The organism is Nocardioides salsibiostraticola (assembly GCF_054783655.1).
In genome coordinates this window covers 1-17,327 of record NZ_BAAGQD010000026.1, presented here as the reverse complement: position 1 = coordinate 17,327, position 17,327 = coordinate 1, and the positions used below count along the sequence as shown (strand labels likewise).

The 17,327-nt window shown below is 68.3% G+C and carries 16 protein-coding genes and 1 tRNA gene; 11 read left to right on the top strand and 6 right to left on the bottom strand.

Annotated features, from left to right (window positions below; all coding sequences use genetic code 11):
- Positions 1–127 precede the first annotated feature (127 nt).
- The 5 genes from ACYVLV_RS14645 to ACYVLV_RS14625 all read left to right on the top strand — a co-directional run bounded on the left by ACYVLV_RS14645 (position 128) and on the right by ACYVLV_RS14625 (position 5,266).
- Positions 128–1,273, top strand: coding sequence for an acyl-CoA dehydrogenase family protein (locus ACYVLV_RS14645; protein WP_460811039.1), 1,146 nt, complete (start codon positions 128–130; stop codon positions 1,271–1,273).
- A gap of 85 nt (positions 1,274–1,358) precedes the next feature.
- Positions 1,359–2,108: a VIT1/CCC1 transporter family protein gene (locus ACYVLV_RS14640; RefSeq protein ID WP_460811037.1), complete on the top strand. Its 750-nt coding sequence runs from the start codon at positions 1,359–1,361 to the stop codon at positions 2,106–2,108.
- Positions 2,109–2,361: 253 nt separating this feature from the next.
- Positions 2,362–3,543, top strand: coding sequence for an NAD(P) transhydrogenase subunit alpha (locus ACYVLV_RS14635; protein ID WP_460811034.1), 1,182 nt, complete (start codon positions 2,362–2,364; stop codon positions 3,541–3,543).
- A complete protein-coding gene (locus tag ACYVLV_RS14630; RefSeq protein ID WP_460811033.1) occupies positions 3,540–3,866 on the top strand; it encodes an NAD(P) transhydrogenase subunit alpha part 2 in 327 nt (108 codons plus the stop codon). Before ACYVLV_RS14635 ends, ACYVLV_RS14630 begins: the two co-directional genes overlap by 4 nt.
- A complete protein-coding gene (locus ACYVLV_RS14625) occupies positions 3,866–5,266 on the top strand; it encodes an NAD(P)(+) transhydrogenase (Re/Si-specific) subunit beta (protein WP_460811031.1) in 1,401 nt (466 codons plus the stop codon). Before ACYVLV_RS14630 ends, ACYVLV_RS14625 begins: the two co-directional genes overlap by 1 nt.
- A gap of 74 nt (positions 5,267–5,340) precedes the next feature.
- Here ACYVLV_RS14625 and upp read toward each other — a convergent pair whose 3' ends face one another.
- Complete coding sequence (upp, locus tag ACYVLV_RS14620; protein ID WP_460811030.1) at positions 5,341–5,982, bottom strand: uracil phosphoribosyltransferase; 642 nt, start codon at positions 5,980–5,982, stop codon at positions 5,341–5,343.
- Positions 5,983–6,101: 119 nt separating this feature from the next.
- On the opposite strand from upp, the gene ACYVLV_RS14615 reads away from it, so the two are divergent.
- From ACYVLV_RS14615 to ACYVLV_RS14600, 4 genes are all read left to right on the top strand, one after another.
- Positions 6,102–6,587 carry a tRNA adenosine deaminase-associated protein gene (locus ACYVLV_RS14615; RefSeq protein ID WP_460811029.1) on the top strand — a complete coding sequence of 162 codons (486 nt, stop codon included), beginning with the start codon at positions 6,102–6,104 and terminating at the stop codon, positions 6,585–6,587.
- Positions 6,588–6,616: 29 nt separating this feature from the next.
- The gene (tadA, locus tag ACYVLV_RS14610) at positions 6,617–7,063 is read left to right on the top strand and encodes a tRNA adenosine(34) deaminase TadA (protein ID WP_460812205.1); all 447 of its coding nucleotides are present in this window, start codon (positions 6,617–6,619) and stop codon (positions 7,061–7,063) included.
- 43 nt (positions 7,064–7,106) lie between these two features.
- A tRNA-Ser gene (locus ACYVLV_RS14605) sits at positions 7,107–7,196 on the top strand.
- A 174-nt stretch (positions 7,197–7,370) separates the two neighbouring features.
- Positions 7,371–9,179, top strand: coding sequence for a sensor histidine kinase (locus ACYVLV_RS14600; protein WP_460811028.1), 1,809 nt, complete (start codon positions 7,371–7,373; stop codon positions 9,177–9,179).
- Positions 9,180–9,201: 22 nt separating this feature from the next.
- Here the strand turns inward: ACYVLV_RS14600 and ACYVLV_RS14595 are convergent, their stop codons facing one another.
- The 3 genes from ACYVLV_RS14595 to ACYVLV_RS14585 all read right to left on the bottom strand — a co-directional run bounded on the left by ACYVLV_RS14595 (position 9,202) and on the right by ACYVLV_RS14585 (position 11,556).
- On the bottom strand, positions 9,202–10,431 hold the full coding sequence (locus tag ACYVLV_RS14595; protein WP_460811027.1) for an MFS transporter: 1,230 nt from the start codon (positions 10,429–10,431) through the stop codon (positions 9,202–9,204).
- A gap of 212 nt (positions 10,432–10,643) precedes the next feature.
- A complete protein-coding gene (locus ACYVLV_RS14590) occupies positions 10,644–11,027 on the bottom strand; it encodes a hypothetical protein (protein ID WP_460811025.1) in 384 nt (127 codons plus the stop codon).
- 175 nt (positions 11,028–11,202) lie between these two features.
- The gene (locus tag ACYVLV_RS14585) at positions 11,203–11,556 is read right to left on the bottom strand and encodes a hypothetical protein (protein ID WP_460811023.1); all 354 of its coding nucleotides are present in this window, start codon (positions 11,554–11,556) and stop codon (positions 11,203–11,205) included.
- A gap of 114 nt (positions 11,557–11,670) precedes the next feature.
- Here ACYVLV_RS14585 and ACYVLV_RS14580 point away from each other — a divergent pair, with 114 nt between their 5' ends.
- Both ACYVLV_RS14580 and ACYVLV_RS14575 read left to right on the top strand, forming a co-directional pair.
- Positions 11,671–12,543 carry an AAA family ATPase gene (locus ACYVLV_RS14580; RefSeq protein ID WP_460811022.1) on the top strand — a complete coding sequence of 291 codons (873 nt, stop codon included), beginning with the start codon at positions 11,671–11,673 and terminating at the stop codon, positions 12,541–12,543.
- Positions 12,544–12,754: 211 nt separating this feature from the next.
- Entirely contained in the window at positions 12,755–14,143 is a 1,389-nt protein-coding gene (locus ACYVLV_RS14575; protein WP_460811020.1) for a vWA domain-containing protein, read from the top strand.
- Between the two features lie 99 nt (positions 14,144–14,242).
- On the opposite strand, the gene ACYVLV_RS14570 is transcribed toward ACYVLV_RS14575, so the two are convergent.
- Both ACYVLV_RS14570 and ACYVLV_RS14565 read right to left on the bottom strand, forming a co-directional pair.
- Positions 14,243–16,285: a hypothetical protein gene (locus tag ACYVLV_RS14570; protein ID WP_460811019.1), complete on the bottom strand. Its 2,043-nt coding sequence runs from the start codon at positions 16,283–16,285 to the stop codon at positions 14,243–14,245.
- Between the two features lie 380 nt (positions 16,286–16,665).
- Positions 16,666–17,244: a hypothetical protein gene (locus tag ACYVLV_RS14565; RefSeq protein ID WP_460811018.1), complete on the bottom strand. Its 579-nt coding sequence runs from the start codon at positions 17,242–17,244 to the stop codon at positions 16,666–16,668.
- Positions 17,245–17,327: the final 83 nt, after the last annotated feature.

The following is a 17,327-nucleotide window of genomic DNA, read 5'->3' as shown; positions in this document are numbered from 1 at the left end:
TGACGCCGGGAAGGGGCCGAGTCGGCGAGTCTTTTTGAATTAGCGCCGACTCGGCGGGAGGCGGCGCCGTGACAGCGGTCGCTGACTGCTGTGATCTGACCGCGTGGCCCCGGATACGATCTGCGCCATGAAGCGCGAGATCTACGACGAAGACCACGAAGCCTTCCGCAGCTCGGTCAAGGAGTTCCTCGACCGCCAGGTCGTGCCGAACCTCGAGGAGCACGCCGCCAACAAGGCGATGCCGCGTGAGTTCTGGTTGGAGGCCGGCAAGCAGGGCTTCCTCGGTCTGGAGATCCCCGAGGAGCACGGTGGCGCCGGGGCCGACGACTACCGCTTCAACGCTGTCCTCATGGAGGAGCTCTCCAAGGTCAACGCCGCCCTGTCGTCCTGTGTGGGTATCCACGCCGACATCGTGGCGCCGTACCTCGTGGAGCTGACGACCGAGGAGCAGCGCAAGAAGTGGCTGCCCGGTGTGGCCAGCGGGGAGATCCTGACCGCGATCGGGATGACCGAGCCCTCCGGTGGGTCCGACCTCGCCGCGCTGCGGTCCACCGCGGTGCGCGACGGGGACGACTGGGTCATCAACGGCTCCAAGACCTTCATCACCAACGGGTACTCCGCCGACATCGTCGTCACCGCCGTACGCACCTCGCCGGAGAAGAAGGCCAAGGGCATCACGCTCTTCGCGATTCCCTCGTCGGCCGAGGGCTACAGCAAGGGCCGCAAGCTCGACAAGGTCGGTCAGGACGAGTCCGACACCGCCGAGATGTTCTTCGAGAACATCCGCCTCACCGACGACGACATCGTGGGCGAGCTCGACAACGGCTTCATCCACATGATGCAGAACCTTCCGCAGGAAAGGCTCGGCTGCGCGATCTCAAACCTCGCGCACGCCAAGCAGATCCTGATCGAGACGCTGGAGTACTCCAAGGAGCGCAAGGCGTTCGGCGCCGGCATCGGGTCTTTCCAGTCCAACAAGTTCCTGCTCGCCGAGATGTTCACCCAGATCGACGTCACCCAGGCCTACATCGACCAATGCGTCGTCGCGCACGACAAGAAGGATCTGACGCCGGTCGACGCGGCCAAGGCGAAGTGGTACTCCTCGCAGATCCAGAACGAGATCCTCGACCACTGCGTCCAGATCTTCGGCGGCTACGGCTACATGAACGAGTACCGCGTGGCCCGCGCCTGGCGCGACGCCCGGGTCTCCAAGATCTGGGCCGGTTCCAACGAGATCATGAAAGAACTCATCGGCCGCGACCTCGGGCTCTGATCCACCTCTGCTGAACCCGTTCGAACCCACTGAGTGGAGCCTCACCTTCGTTGCGAGGCTCAGCTGAGCCTAGGACGATGGGGTCATGGACGCTGACCTGATCGACCCCGTTGACCCCTCCTTGGAGCCCGGTCCGCATGACGATGAGCCCCACAACCTGGGGATCGGCAGCCGGCTGAACTGGCTGCGTGCCGGGGTGCTGGGGGCCAACGACGGGATCGTCTCGACCGCCGGGATCGTGGTGGGCGTCGCCGGGGCGACCAGCGACCGCAGCGCGATCGCGATCGCGGGTGTGGCGGCGCTGGTGGCGGGCGCGATCAGCATGGCCGCCGGTGAGTACGTCTCGGTGAGCACCCAACGCGACTCCGAGCTGGCGCTGCTGGAGAAGGAGCGCCTCGAACTCATCGAGGAGCCCGAGGAAGAACTGGCCGAGTTGGCCGGGATCTACGCCGGCAAGGGACTCGACGAGGACCTCGCCCTCGAGGTGGCGCGACAGTTGACGGCCCACGACGCTCTCGGGGCCCACGCCGAGGCCGAGTTGGGCATCGACCCGAACGAACTCACCAGTGCCTGGCACGCGGCTGGCGCCTCGATGATCTCGTTCTTCATGGGCGCACTCCTGCCGCTGATCACGATCCTTGCCTTCGGCGACTCGCTGCGCGTGCCGATCACCGTCGTCGCGGTGGCCGTTGCGCTGGCCATCACGGGATACGTGAGCGCCAAGCTGGGCTACGGGCCCGCCGGACGTGCGGTTCTGCGCAACATGGGCGGAGGCATCTTCGCCATGGTCATCACCTTCCTCGTCGGCTCGGCCTTGGGCACCCAGATCGGCTGAGCCCCCACGAAGTTCGCCACATGGGTCTTCGAGGTTCGCCAAATGGGGCCGATCGCGATCTCGACGCCCCATCCGGCGTACTTCGTGTCCCCATCTGGCGAACTTCGTGGGGCCATTCGCCGTACCTCGTGGGGCCATTTGACGGACTTCGTGGGTCAGGAGTGGGTCATACGCGGGGAGGGGCGACGCTCCTCACACGCCCGAGGAATGGAAGGAGCGAGCGCCGGGACCGTTTGTGGCCTACCTTGCCCGAGTGAGAATCGCAGTCGCCAGGGAGACCCGTGAGGGTGAAACCCGTGTAGCCATGGTGCCGGAGCTGGTCGGGAAACTGACCGCCCTCGGTATCGAGGTCACCATCGAGCCAGACGCCGGACGAGGCGCCCAGTACCTCGACGAGGAGTACGCCGAAGCCGGCGCTCGCGTCGATCCCGACGCGGTCGAGCAGGCCGATGTCGTGGTGTCGGTGCAACCGCTGTCGACCGGCACGGTCCGGCGCCTGCGTGAGGGCACCGCCACGATCAGCTTCCTGCCGGTCAACTTCGAGCACCACCTGGTCGCCGACCTGCGGGACTGTGGGGTCACCAGCTTCGCCATGGAACTCGTGCCGCGGATCTCGCGCGCCCAGTCGATGGACGCGTTGTCCTCCCAAGCCCTGGTCAGCGGGTACCGCTGCGCCATCGTGGCCTCCGGGATGCTGCGCCGGTTCTTCCCCCTCAACATGACCGCGGCCGGCACCATCCAGCCCGCCGAGGTCGTCGTCCTCGGAGCCGGGGTCGCCGGTCTGCAGGCCATCGCCACCGCCAAGCGCCTCGGCGCCGTCGTGCGGGCGTACGACGTGCGCGCGGCCGCCGCCGAGGAGATCCGGTCGATGGGCGCCAAGGCCATCGAACTCGATCTCGAGACCCTCGAGGGGTCCGGCGGCTACGCCCGGGAGATGACCGAGGACCGCGCCGCCCGTCAGCGCGACCTGCTGGCGCCGTACATCGCCAAGGCCGACGCGCTGATCACCACCGCCGCCGTACCCGGTCGCACAGCCCCGATGCTGGTCACCGCCGAGATGGTCGAGCAGATGAAGCCCGGCTCCGTGGTGGTCGACCTGGCCGCCGAGACCGGCGGCAATGTCGAGGGCTCGCAGGCCGGGCAGGTCGTCCGGATCGGCAACGCGCAGGTGTGGGGCGGGTTGAACGTCCCCGCGCAGATGCCCGGGCCGGCCTCGAAGCTCTACGCCCAGAACATCGTCAACATCGTGACCCTGATGACGACCCCCGCCACGCTCGGCACCGAAGCCAGCGAGGGCCAGGAGGCTGTGGCCGCCGCCCCGGCCGCGTTCACCCCCGACTTCGAGGACGAGATCGTGATCGGCGCCTGCGTCACGCACGCCGGAACGATCCGCCACGAACCCACCCGCGCCGCCCTGGAAGGGGACGCATCATGACCGCGTTGAACAACGACATCATCTGGCTGACGTTCTTCATCCTCAGCGTCTTCGTCGGCATCGAGGTGATCTCCAAGGTCTCCTCGACCCTGCACACCCCGCTGATGTCCGGCGCCAACGCCATCCACGGGATCATCCTGCTCGGCGCGATCATCGTCGCCGGTGAGGCCGAGAGCGCCATCGGCATCACCGTGGGTCTGCTCGCCGTAGTCCTGGCCGCGATCAACATGGTGGGCGGCTTCCTGGTCACCGACCGGATGCTGCAGATGTTCACCCGCAAGAAGCCCGCGAAGGTCAAGACCGGCGAGGGGGCGGGTAACTGATGGAGACCATGCCTACCTGGGTCCAGCTCGTCTACCTGGCCTGTGCGATCAGCTTCATCCTCGCGCTCAAGGGGCTCTCGGGTCCCAAGACCGCCCGCAACGGCAACCTGCTCGGAGCCGCTGCCGCGACCGTCGCGGTCGCCCTGCCGTTCTTCTACCTCGAGCTCGAGAACAAGACGCTGATCCTCATCGCCATCGCGATCGGTACGGCGGCCGGTGCCTTCGGCGCCCAGCGCGTGCAGATGACCCAGATGCCGCAGATGGTGGCCCTGTTCAACGGGGTCGGCGGTGGCGCAGCAGCGCTGGTGGCGCTGCTCGAACTCAGCAAGCTGGTCGAGATCGACGACCTCGCCGGTGACGGCGCCTCCAAGGCGTTCCTGGTCGCCACCGCGTTCACGATCTTCGTCGGTGCCGTCTCCTTCGCCGGGTCGGTCATCACCTTCGCCAAGCTCCAGGACCTGATGACCTCCCGGCCGGTGGTCTTCCCGGGTCTACCGGTCGCGTTCATCGGCGGCTTCGTCGCCGCTCTGGTGCTCTCCGGTCTGACCGTCGCCGAGCCCGTCATGTGGGCCGGCATCGTCCTCGGCTTCGTGGGCCTCCTGGTCGGCGTCCTGCTGGTGCTGCCGGTCGGTGGGGCCGACGTACCGATCGTCATCTCGTTGCTCAACGCGTTCACCGGTCTGACCGTGGCCGCCGGCGGTTACGTCCTGCAGAACACCGTGCTCCTCGTGGCCGGAACGCTCGTCGGGGCCAGCGGTACCTTCCTGACCCTGCTGATGGCGAACGGCATGGGCCGTTCGGTCACCAACATCCTCTTCGGAGCGCTCAAGGGCGGTTCGACCCTCGGCGCCGGGGTGGCCTCGGACCGACCGGTCAAGAGCGCGACCCCCGAGGATGCAGCGATCATGCTGACGTACGCCGAGCGCGTCATCATCGTCCCCGGCTACGGCCTGGCCGTCGCACAGGCCCAACACACGCTGCGCGAACTCGTCGACGTCCTCAACGAACGCGGCGGCAAGGTCGACTACGCCATCCACCCCGTCGCCGGTCGGATGCCCGGTCACATGAACGTCCTGCTGGCCGAGGCCCAGGTGCCCTACGAGCAGCTCATCGAGATGGACGACATCAACGCCGACTTCAAGGACGCCGACGTGGTCCTGGTCGTCGGAGCCAACGACGTGGTGAACCCGGCGGCCCGCACCGAGCCCACCGCCCCGATCTACGGGATGCCGATCCTCAACGCCGATGAGGCCCGTCAGATCATCTTCATGAAGCGCTCCATGCGCCCCGGGTTCGCCGGTATCGAGAACGAACTGCTCTTCGACGAGAAGACGTCGATGCTCTTCGGTGACGCCAAGGACTCGATGAGCAAGCTGCTCAACGCGGTCAAGGCGCTGTAGGTCCGACCAGCCGTCAAGCACGAAGGACCAGCCCCGAGGGGCTGGTCCTTCGTGCGTTTCTGAGAGCTGTTCGGCTACTGGGCCAAGCCGTAGAGGCGGTCGCCGGCGTCACCCAGGCCGGGGACGATGTAGCCCTTCTCGTTGAGGCGCTCGTCCAGGGCGGCGGTGACGACGGTGATCGGCACGTCGATGCCCTCCAGCCCGGCTTCCAGATTGGCGACGCCCTCGGGGGCCACGAGCAGGCACACACACGTGATGTGGTCCGCGCCGCGGTCGGTCAGGTAGCGGATGGCCGCGGCGAGGGTGCCGCCGGTGGCCAGCATCGGGTCCAGGACGTAGCACTGGCGGCCCGACAGATCGTCGGGAAGGCGCTCGGCGTACGTCGAGGCTTCGAGCGTCTCCTCGTTGCGGACCATGCCCAAGAAGCCGACCTCGGCGGTCGGCAGCAGGCGCATCATCCCGTCGAGCATGCCCAGCCCCGCGCGCAGGATGGGCACGACCAGCGGCTTCGGCGTGGCCAGCCGGATGCCGGTCGTGGGCGAGACGGGGGTGACGATGTCGTGGGGCTCGACCCGTACGTCGCGCGTGGCCTCGTAGGCGAGCAGGGTGACGAGCTCGTCGGTGAGGTTGCGGAAGGTCGGCGAATCGGTGTCTTGGTTCCGCAGGACGGTCAGCTTGTGGGCCACCAGCGGGTGGTCGACGACGTGGGTGCGCATGGGGGGAGCCTAATGCCGGTCGACTCCGCGACCCAGGTGGCTCTTGGCCTGAGGCCCCCCGCATGTCACTCTGATAGCGACTTCGCGGTTCGGCGGGTCCAAGGTGTACGAGGAGCGAGATGGACGATCAGCTCGACGGCGTCGATTTCGCCGTGGCAGCGCATCGCTACCACGGGGACTGGCGACTCTACGAGCTGGCGCACGACACGTTGAGCGACGTCGAGACCCTCAGCCAGGCGTTGACCCGGTTCCCCGGTGAGAGTGGTGCGATCGGGTTGGTCGCGATCGACGAGGACTTTTTCGTGGTCGTCCGGGTGCTCGACGGACGGACCCGGGTGTTGCTCTCCGACGTCACCGCCGCCGAGGAGTGGGAGCTGGCGGACTCGGTGACGGTCTTCCTGGGTCTGCCCAGCCTGGAGGAGAGCGACGAGCCCGAACCCGCCGGTGACCTGGCGCTGCTCGAGGATCTGGGTATGAGCGGCGCCGACCTGGCCGTCCTCATCGACGACGACGAGCTATACCCCGACGAGGTCCTGTCCCAGGTGGCGGTGCGCCTGGGATTCGGGCAGCACTTCGACGACATCGTGGGTCTCACCTCGGCATGAGTTCCCTGATCGATCGCTGGAGTACGCCGATGCGGGTGGCACTCGAGGAGGCCCAGCGGGCGCTGGCCACGGGCGACGTACCCATCGGCGCGGTCGTCGTCGACCCCGACGGCCACGTGGTCGCCACAGGGCGCAACGTCCGAGAGGCCGACCACGACCCGACCGGTCACGCCGAGGTCGTCGCACTTCGGGAGGCTGCTCGCCTGCGAGGTGAGTGGCGCCTGTCCGGCTGCACGCTGGTGGTGACCCTGGAGCCGTGCACGATGTGCGCAGGTGCCGCCGTCCTGTCGCGGGTGGACCGCGTCGTGTTCGGGGCGTACGACGCCAAGGCCGGTGCCGTGGGCAGCCTGTGGGACGTCGTCCGCGACCGCCGGCTCAACCACCGACCCGAGGTCGTGGCCGGGGTGCTCGCCGAGGAGTCCGCCTCGCTGCTCGACCGTTTCTTTGCCGATCAGCGGTCATCGGTCGACATCTGAGGCGATTGGCGAGCCGACCAGACGCTCGGGTAACGTTCCCTCCGGTGGCGTGTCCGAGCGGCCGAAGGTGCATCACTCGAAATGATGTGTGGGGTCAAACCCACCGTGGGTTCAAATCCCACCGCCACCGCCAAGGTCCCTCTTCGTCGGGGGCCGAGAAGTGTCACGAACCCCGTCCGGGTGCATTCTCGGACGGGGTTCGTTGCTTCCCCGATCGGTGGGAGAGTTGGTGTTAACCCGCGTCATAGCCACACGTGGAAGCCGTCGTTAGACTGCTGTGACCAATTATCAGACGGGGGATGTCCGCATGCCATCCTATGCCGCTGATCGACCCTGGCCCGGCGCCAGCAGTTGGTCAGACCCGTTGTCGCGCGATGCCCTGGAGGCGGTCGCTCAGGGGTCTCGCCGGATGATCGGATTCCAGGTCTGTGCCATCAACGTGCTCCACCGCGACCGGTTCCGTACGGTGGCGGTCGCTGGCGACGACGAGGCCCGCGAGACCCTCATGGACTCCGAGCTCGAGTCGACCGTGCTCCTGTACGAACTCACGCGCGCCGATCGCTGGGGCAGCCGTTTCCGCTTCGTGCCGGCCGAGCGAGCCGGTCAGGGGCGGGCGTGGGGTTGGAGTCCCGTTGTGGAGAAACCGCTCGTGGGTGACGCCTGGGACCCGGAGGACCTCCTGATCGCTCCGCTCTTCGACGGGCCCGGGGAAATGATCGGCATGCTCTCGGTGGATGTGTCGGTCGACGGCTTGCGCCCCGGCCCGGAGATCCACTCCTCGCTGGACGCCTACGCCGAACAGGTGGAGCTGACCCTGCGCGTCGCCCTGGATCGCGACGAGGTGGCCGAGCGGGAGCGCCTCGGTGGGGTGGTGCGTGACATCGTCCGCATCGCGATGGGATCCACCTCGCTGCCGAGCATCTGGACCAACTGTGAGCGGCCCGTGCTCGAGGGCTTCGCAGCCCGCGAGGTCTGGGTCCACCAGATCCTGGGTGAGGACCGACTCTCGCCGTCGCACCCGTTCATCGGGGTGTCCGAGCTCAGGATGGCCTCGCGGGAGGTCGCCCAGAAGATGTGGGCCGAGCAGGCGGTCCGGCCTCGCGGCATGCGGAAGACCACGCCGGAGTACCGCTGTGTCGACATGACTCACGAGGCGGTCGAGGTGCTGGCCTCCCACGACGCGGACCGGCTCCTGATGGTTCCCCTGGGCTCCGGTGATGAGTGCGTAGGGCTGCTCACCCTGGTGCGGGGGCGCACGGATCCACCGTGGAGCGCGACCGAACAGCGGCTCGCGTTGGTGTTGGCCCACGACTTCGGGCACGCGGTGTTCACCGCCTGGTCCAACGAGCAGCGCGAGGAGCTCGTCGTACGCCTCCGTGAGACCAACGAGTCCCGGAAGAACCTGGTCGCCACCCTGACCCACGAACTCAAGAGCCCCATCACCGTCCTACGCGCCCACCTGGAGAACCTCGAGGAGCCGGGGGAGGACCAGCTGCCACGGGCCCTGCCGCCCATGCGCCGCGCCGTGACCCGGCTGACCACCATGGTCGACGACCTCCTGCTGCTCGCCCGACTTCAGACCACCGCCACGCCGGTCCTGCGGCAGCCGGTCGACCTGACCGAGATCGCCGCCCAGGCCCTCGCCGAGTACGCCGACGTGGCGGCTCTCAACGGACAACAGATCAGCCTGGAGAGCGACGAGGCGGACCCCGCCTCGTGGTGGGCGCTCGCGGACCCCAACGACCTACGGGTGGTGGCGTCGAACCTGGTGAGCAACGCGTTGAAGTACACCCCCACCGGGGGTCGGGTCCGTCTGCGGGTCGCCCGCGAGGGGATGGACCACATCGTCCTCGACTGCATCGACGACGGCATCGGGATCGACTCCGAGGACGTGCCGGGGCTCTTCGAGGAGTTCGTCCGGGCCGAGGACCCACGGGCGCGGTCGCAGCCGGGGGCCGGGCTCGGACTGTCCATCGTGCGGCGCCTCGTACATCTGAACAACGGCCGGATCGAGGTCGACTCCGAACTCGACGGCGGCAGTACCTTCCGGGTGGTGTTACCCCGCAGCGACCCGTATGCGGCTGCGGAGGTCGCGGGGGATGCGGAACTCGCCTGAACCGAGGCGCGTCCCAGCAGGGTCAGACCGCAGCCGCGGCCGTCGGGTCGGGCTTCGTCGGGTCGGGTCGGGCGTACCGCCACATCGCGATGACGCCCACGACCGGTCCCGGTGCCAGGACGAGGAACGCGTACTGCCAACCCACCCAGGCCGCCAGCAGGGGCACGACCTGGATGGTCACCACGGTCAGCATGAATCCGGCGGCCGTCTGCACGGTCAGTGCGGTTCCGACGTAGCGCTGGTCGGCGGTCTCGCTCAACGCGGTGGAGAAGACGCCGGAGTCGGCGATCACCGAAGCGCCCCAGACGCACAGGAAGGCCAGGAGTACGGCTCCCGGCGCGGCGAAGGCCAGCGGTGAGAGCAGGCAACACAGGCCGCTGACACTCAACGCCCCGATGGCCGACGAGGACCGGCCGAACCGGTCCGAGGCCCACCCCCCGATCAACGCCCCCACGAGTCCGGCCAGGCCGATGGTCACGAAGGCCGTCAGGCTCACCGCCGAGGAGAAGCGACCGCCGTCCCCTACCGTTCCCTCGCGGCTGACGCTGACGAACACCGGCAACCAGGTCCACAGGGCGTAGAGCTCCCACATGTGGCCGAAGTACCCGATATTGGCCAACCGCGGTCGCCGCTCGCGGAAGACCGACAAGACGTAGCGGGCCTGGGGTGTGGCCGATCGGGCCAGCAGCGGTCCCGGGCGGATCAGGGTCAACGCCACCACGCCCCCGCTGAGCGCGACCAGGGACGCGACTCCCATCACGGCGCGCCAGGGCAACGGGCCCAAGCCACTGATGAGGTGCGGCAGTGCCGAGCCCAACGTCAGCGCACCGATCAGGACTCCGAACCACCGACCCCGGTCCACCGATTGCGACCAGGACGCCATCAGTTTCATCCCGACCGGATAGATCCCGGCCAGGAAGAAGCCGGTCAGGAACCGCAGGGGTACGGCGCTCCCCAGTCCGTCGGAGAACGCGGCCAGCAGTGCGGTACACGCCGCCGCCCCGGCCGCGGCGACGAAGATCAACCGTTGAGGAGGGACCCGGTCGGCCAGGTTGAGCACGCTGGAGGCCAAGGCCCCGAGAGCGAAGCCGATCTGCACCGATCCGGTGAGCCATACCGCCGCGGCGCTCGACAGTCCCCACTCCGCGCGCAGGCTGGGGGCGATCGCGGTGGCCGAGAACCACACGCTCAACCCCAACACCTGGACCACGGCAACCAAGGAGCGTTGGGTGAAGGCGGAGGTGGGGGCCACGAGGGCAACTGTGACAGGCCGACCCATCACCACCGTGACCATCGACCGGGCAGGAGCCCGGAACGCCGTCGATGGGCCGGCCGCAGCCGCCCTGGCGCACGCCTTCCGCGACCTCGAGTCCGTCGACACCACCAGCGGCAACCGGATCGAGGGCGCCGCACGGTTCGCCGGTGGTGCGGGGCGCCACGTCTCGGCGTACCGAGGGCGCAGGGTCAGCGCTGCGGAGCCTCGCTGGCGCAGACGGCGATCAGAACGGCCGGGCTGCTGCTCGAGGTGTGCACGGCCCATCCGCGGTCGAACGTCACGTGCTTCAGCGTCCCTGTCCCGGTCCTGATCAGGGCGGAGGGCGGGATCACGTCGGGACCCAGGCCGTCGGTGGAGCACTCGAACGCGGCGATGGCGTCCTGGACCGTCACATCGAAGGCGGTCGGGGCCTCACCGCTCGCACTCTGGGCGGACACCCCCTGCGGGACGAGGAACGCAGCAGCGAAACCCATCGCCACCAGACAGGACACCGCGGCGGCCTGGAACAACCGGAGAGCGAGGACGGCGGGCGCGCGAGCGCCATCGGCGGTCCGCACAGGGGGGAAGGGCATGGGGTGCTCCGAGCTGCAGCGGGGGGACTGCATGGGGGGATGAGCGAGCGTCAGCCCTTCCGAGTGGCTGTGGTTGGTTCAACGGCCACATCCCCCGGTGGTCACGGTGGTCTAGACCGGCCTGGTCGTTGAGAGTGGCTGAGAGTGGCTGAGGGTGGCTCAGGGTGAAGACGGGTCAGCGCTTCGACTGAACCGCGCCGCGGCACAGGGCGACGAAGCGCCCCGGTCGGGTTCCGGTGTAGACGGCCCATCCCTCGTCCTGCGACACGTGCTGCACCGAGTCGTCGACGATCACCAGTGCGGACCACGCCTGACTGGTCGTGGGCACCGGTTGGATCGAGCACCGGTGGGTCCGCATTGCGGCCGTCACCGAGGGTCGCAATCGCGCGGGCACGGTGCTCCCCAACAGCGCAGTGGGGGTCGGCTCGGTCATCAGTCGCGGCACGTCCCTGTCGCGGGGGGAGGTGCCGTACGACAGCAGCAGGACGGCCATCGCCATCACCACACCAGCGAGCATGAACAGGCGCACGCCAGAGCGAAGCCTGCTCGTCGGTGCGGAGTCGTGCATGAAGCGATCAACGATCCCCAGGCACTCAGGTCACGTGCGCGTCGGCCCGTGTTGGTTGTAGGGAAGGATGGGCCCATGACTTGGTTCTCCTCGCCCGCCGACGTCACGACACGCCTCGCGGAGGTGGGATACCTCGCGGATGCGACGACGTCGACCACCGTCTACTTGGCCGGGGTCCTGGAGAAGCCGCTGCTGGTCGAGGGTCCCGCGGGCGTCGGCAAGACGGAGTTGTCCAAGGCCATCTCGCGAGCCACCGGGGCCGACCTGGTGCGGTTGCAGTGCTACGAGGGTCTCGACGAGGCGCGGGCGTTGTACGAATGGAACTACAAGAAGCAACTGCTTCGCATCCAGAGTTCTCAGGGCAGCGACCAGGAGTGGTCGGAGACCCACGACGACATCTTCACCGAAGAGTTCCTGCTCACCCGGCCGCTGCTGACCGCGATCCGCCGCGAGGAACCCACCGTGCTGCTGATCGACGAGGTCGACAAGACCGACGTCGAGGTCGAGGGGCTGCTCCTCGAGGTCCTCTCGGACTTCCAGGTCACCATCCCGGAACTCGGCACCATCGAGGCGGTACGCCGCCCCCTGGTCGTGCTGACCTCCAACGCCAGCCGCGAACTGTCCGAGGCGGTCAAGCGACGCTGCCTCTACCTGCACCTCGACTACCCCGACGCCGAGCGGGAGCACCAGATCATCGCCTCGCAGGTGCCTGGCCTGGACGATCGGGTCACCGAGCAACTGGTCGCCACCGTCGGACGGTTACGGGACCTGGAGCTGAAGAAGGCGCCCTCGATCGCCGAGTCGGTCGACTGGGCCCGCACCCTGATCGCGCTGGAGATCCGGACCCTGGACGAGAAGGCCATCGACGACACCCTCGGCGTGATCCTCAAGCACCGCTCGGATCAGGAGCGGGCGGTCAAAGAGCTGAAGTTGCGGACCCGCTCGTGAGGCCGAGCGCGCGCGATGACCGAGGTACGGGTGGGTCGTGCCCGCGCTGGTTGAGGTGCGAGCGCAGCGCCCCCCCGCGCTGGTTTGGGTGCGAGCGCAGCGAGCCTCGAAACCAAGCAACCGGTCCCACCCGGGTCCCCGACATCGGTCACCTGGTTTCGAAACTCAGGCCTGGCGGCCTTCGCACCTCAACCAGCGACGTGGTTTCGCTGTGAGCGGTCTCGTCGAGCGGCACATCGCCTTTCTGGAGGCGCTGCGCGGAGCAGGTCTCTCGGTGTCGCTGGCCGAGGACCTCGACGCGGTCGCGGCGCTGTCGGCCCTGGGGTGGTCCGATCGTGACGCCATCCATGCGGGGTACGCCGCAACGCTGGTCAAGAAGCAGGTCCAGCGCCCCATCTTCGACTCCTTGTTCGACATCTACTTCCCTCGGATGGTCGGTTCCGGAGTCCGCGGCGCCGAGCAGGCGGAGGCGGACGAGGACGGGGAGCAGAGCCCGGTCCGCGACAACGCCGAGGCTTTGGCCGATTTCCGAGAGGCGCTGGCCGAGGCCCTCGAGCAGGGCGACGAGCAGCGGCTGGCCCAGTTGGCGGCCGAGATGGTCGGCCGGTTCGGCGCGATGCCCGGTCGGGGTCCGGGCCTGTCGTCGTGGTCGGCGTACACCGCCCTGCAGCGCGTCTCCCCGACCGAGCTGATCGACAAGATCGTGGCTGGGCTGATGGCGGAGGGGCGCACCGAGGAGGAGGCCCAGAAGGTCTCCGGTCGGCGCGTCGGTGAGTTCACCAAGCGGGTCGAGGACGACGCCCGCCGCCGGATCGCGGAGGAGAAGGGACCCGAGCACGTCGCCAACGTGGCGTTGCGGCCCAGCATCGACCGTCTCGACTTCACCTCGGCGCGACGGACCGATCTGGAGCAGATGCGCCGCGAGATCCACCCGCTCGCCCGGCGTCTGGCCACCCGGCTGACCCAGGAGCACCACGCCAAACGACGCGGCCCGCTGGACTTCCGGCGTACCGTCCGGGCCTCGATGTCCACCGGGGGCGTCCCCCTGACCACCCATCACAAACCCAAGCGTCCGCACCGCACCGAGCTCGTCGTCCTGTGTGACGTGAGCGGATCGGTGGCCAACTTCGCCCAGTTCACGCTGCTGCTCGTCTTCGCGTTGCGCGATCAGTTCCAGGGCGTGCGGGCGTTCACGTTCATCGATCACGTCCACGAGGTGACCCACCACTTCAAGCCGGGTGCCGATGTCGTCGAGGTGATGAGCGACCTTGCCGCCAGCACCGCTCACGCGGCCCTGTGGGGGCGGACCAACTACGGTCGCGCGCTGGGCAAGTTCGAGGAGTCCTATGGTGACATCGTCGGCCCGAAGTCCTCGCTGCTCATCCTCGGGGATGCCCGATCGAACTACAGCGACCTGCACGAGGACGTGCTCGAGCGGCTGGCCGGCGCCGCCCGCCACTCGTGGTGGCTCAACCCCGAGGCCCGCCGCCACTGGGGCACCGGCGACTCCGCCGCCCCGACGTACGGCGCCTTCGTCGACATGATCGAGTGCCGCAACCTGACCCAGCTCGGCGAGTTCGTGCACGACCTGGCTGTGTAGAACTTCGGCTGTAACTGACTGTTACTACTTCTAGCCTGCGCATATATGCGCGCCCTAGAGGTCGTAGCAGTCAGTTACAAGTGCGCGAGACGAGCGGGGCTACGGGCTCAGGCGCGCGGAGCGTGGCGGTGCTTTCGCCGGGGCCCCGACGTTCACCAAGGGCACCGGGTAGGTAGCGGCGTCGACCGGAGGCGTGCCCACCTGATGAAGCACCAGAGCCAGCCACGCCGACGCCACCTGCGAGGCGGCGTACTCCTCTCGGGCCGGGTAGCGGTCCTGGGACCGGGCGATCTCTGCATCTGCGCTGTAGGTGCGGCCGCTGTCGCGGCTGGCGCCGAGTTGCAGCTGCCCCGCGGCGTGTACCGCCAGCGCTTCTCGAGCCGACCAGGATCCCTCCGGAGCCAGCCCCAGAGCCACGGCGTGGGCGTCGAGGCTCATCAACGGAGCACGTCGCGTGGTGCCCCAGTCGCTTCCCTCGGGGAAGTACACGTCGGTGGGGAACGTGTCATCGGGCCGATAGATGGTGCCGCCGGGTGCCAGGTAGCGCTGGCCCCTGCCCGCGGCAGACACCTCGCCCTCGGTGAAGTCCAGGGTGCTGAAGGCGCCGTAGACCAACTCCGCCTGGTGGCTGGCGGCCTGGGTGACGGACCCACCTGCCAGCATCGCGAAGTCGTAGCCCCACCACAGCATCTGGATGTTGCCCATGTAGTCGGGGTGCAACAGGTGGTGATTGATCACGGTCCCGTCATCGAGTGCGTTGGTCCCCGACAGGCGATCACGCAGGGGTACGCCGTTGATCACCTGGTCGCTGAGGAGGTCCCGCGGCGCCGCGAAGGCCGATGCTTGGAGCTGAATCTCCTGCGCCCGGTAGCGCGCGGTGGCCTCGCTGGCGGGCAGCATCGCGACGGCGAGGCTGAGGAGGGAACCGTTCCATGCGGATTCTTCGGCTGCGGTGTTGCCGGTGCGGCCGGGATTGACCGCTCCGGCGCGGTCCTTCCAGTACTCCGCCGGGCGGGTGAGGAGGCGGTCGGCCTCCGAGCGCACCATCGCCTCGACGTAGGTCCGAACGGGCTCGGGTTGCTCGTCCCAGACCAACCAGGCCGCTTGCGCAGTCAGCGCGGCCCAGTGCGCACTTTGCCAGCTGTGACCCCAACCGCCTGGGGTCACCGAGCGGTGTTGGCACGAGATGGAGCCCACCAAGGAGGTCACGTACTCGTTGGCCGTCTGCCGGTTGCTTCCGACCTCGGAGGTGTCGTGAACGTCCGTGGAGAGAGCGGTCGCGACGGTCAGCGCTGACATGGCGGGACCTCGGTAGGCGATCTCCTTGTTCGGGTTCTGCGAGCGTATGTCGATGAAGTTCTGGTACCGCAACGGCTCCCAGGTCTCTTCGTCGTGCGAGTTGAGTAGATAGCGTTCGACGCGCTGTAGTGCCTTGCGGACGTCCGCGACCCCGTCGCCCTGCGGGACGGGAGCAGCACCGGTGAGTCCCGTGGGTGCGACGATCCGGCTCGCGGCCAGTTTCCGGGGGGCTGCGGTGGGACAGAGTTCACCTTGTTTGTCCGCCGAGGTGCTCCACGGCGCAGGCGTCATGCCCGTCCTCGGTCGGCGGACGAACACGGTCGACCACTGCTTGCGGCGTACTGGATGTCCCAGCAGTCGCCATGAGTTGCGGCGCACGATGCCGATGCCGTCTCGCCCGTTCCCGTTCCAGTCACCGGCGACGGCCGCATCGTTGCGGCGGTGTTTCACGAAGCGGGTGAGTGACCGTTTCCACGACCGGGAGTTACCGCGGGCCGCCTTCTTCAGCCGCCAGGTCCCGCCGAAGTAGCTGCCGACGCTGTCTCGGCCGCGCTTGCTCCAATCACCCACCACCGGGGTCCCGTAGCGGCGACCGAAGTTGAACTTGCGCCACGTGCGGGGTGAGGGCGCGCTCGCGGCGTACCCGGGGAGGGACAAGAACCAGGTTCGTCCTCGGACGACGCCGATGTCCGTGCGTCCATCCCCATTCCAGTCTCCTGCCACGGGACGATCTCCCTTGATTCCGTACTTGAACGTCACGGAGGGCTTCAGGTTGTGGCTCGGCCCGATCATCGACTCGTAGAACTTCCACGTCCCCCGACGGAAGATGGCGGGGGTCTCCACGCCGTTCTCGAACCAGTCGCCCCAGATCAGGGTTCCGCCGAAAGCAGTCGCAAGACGGGTGTCGACAGGTCCGCTCCCGCTCTTGGTGCGGGCGAACGCGACGCCACGTCCTTGATAGGCCGGAACGGTGCGGGTGGGTATCGACCCAGCGACGGTGCCTGCCCCTACAGCAGGGGAGGCCGCGGACGGCTGCGATGTCGAGGGGGGACTTCCTGCTGCTCCCGAAGCGGTAGGGAGCAACGTTGCGACGATCAAGACCGCAGGGAGCACGAGTAGCAGGTATTTTCGGACATGATGATTCCCCTGCGTCCCCATGGCGGGGATTCAAGCACGCATATCGAACGGCTGAGTCCCTTTCGGCATATCGGCAACTGGAGTGGTCAGCCCGCGAGGTACCCCAGGCCGCGCAGGCGTTCTAGCTCGGCTTGGAGCTCGGGATGCTCCGCCGCGTCTGCGGCGCGGGCCCCGGTGACGTAGTCCCCCCTCGGGTCCGATCCGGTGTCGACCACCACGGTGAGTCGGTTGGCTGCGCCCGCGTTGATCAGGGAGCCCAACATCGCCACGGGGTCGGCCCGGTCCTCCAGGGACAGCATCCGCGTGGAATCGGGCAAACGGGGGGCGCTGGCCGAGGGCGCTCCGGCGGTGATGACCTGCTCGACGACCCATCGCTCCGATGGGACCTGCGAGGCGATCCGGGCGGCCGCGGCGCCGCCCAGGCCACGCCCGACCAGCATCAGGTACGCCGTCCCCTCGGCTCCCTCGACCCCCTCGGCTCCCTCGACACCACTGGTCAGCAGGGCAGCCTCGATCGCCCGCACCACCCGCTCGGCGTACGCCGTGGGGTCGCCGTCGACCAGACGCAACCGTGACGTGGTGCCGACGTCGGGGCCGGGCAGGTAGGCGATGAAGCGGCCCGGGCCGACCCGATCCACCGCCACCGACGAGTTGCCCTGTGTCAACCTTCGCTGTGTTTCATGCGGCTTGTGGTGGTGTTTGGTTCAGGACGCGTTGGAGCGCGTTATGTCGGTCGGGGTGGTAGGTG

Coding starts and splice junctions, on each gene's coding strand:
- ACYVLV_RS14580 (WP_460811022.1), top strand. CDS start 11,671: ATGACTTGGTTCTCCTCGCCCGCCGACGTCACGACACGCCTCGCGGAG.
- ACYVLV_RS14640 (WP_460811037.1), top strand. CDS start 1,359: ATGGACGCTGACCTGATCGACCCCGTTGACCCCTCCTTGGAGCCCGGT.
- tadA (WP_460812205.1), top strand. CDS start 6,617: ATGCGGGTGGCACTCGAGGAGGCCCAGCGGGCGCTGGCCACGGGCGAC.
- ACYVLV_RS14600 (WP_460811028.1), top strand. CDS start 7,371: ATGCCATCCTATGCCGCTGATCGACCCTGGCCCGGCGCCAGCAGTTGG.
- ACYVLV_RS14630 (WP_460811033.1), top strand. CDS start 3,540: ATGACCGCGTTGAACAACGACATCATCTGGCTGACGTTCTTCATCCTC.
- upp (WP_460811030.1), bottom strand. CDS start 5,982: ATGCGCACCCACGTCGTCGACCACCCGCTGGTGGCCCACAAGCTGACC.
- ACYVLV_RS14590 (WP_460811025.1), bottom strand. CDS start 11,027: ATGCCCTTCCCCCCTGTGCGGACCGCCGATGGCGCTCGCGCGCCCGCC.
- ACYVLV_RS14645 (WP_460811039.1), top strand. CDS start 128: ATGAAGCGCGAGATCTACGACGAAGACCACGAAGCCTTCCGCAGCTCG.
- ACYVLV_RS14615 (WP_460811029.1), top strand. CDS start 6,102: ATGGACGATCAGCTCGACGGCGTCGATTTCGCCGTGGCAGCGCATCGC.
- ACYVLV_RS14625 (WP_460811031.1), top strand. CDS start 3,866: ATGGAGACCATGCCTACCTGGGTCCAGCTCGTCTACCTGGCCTGTGCG.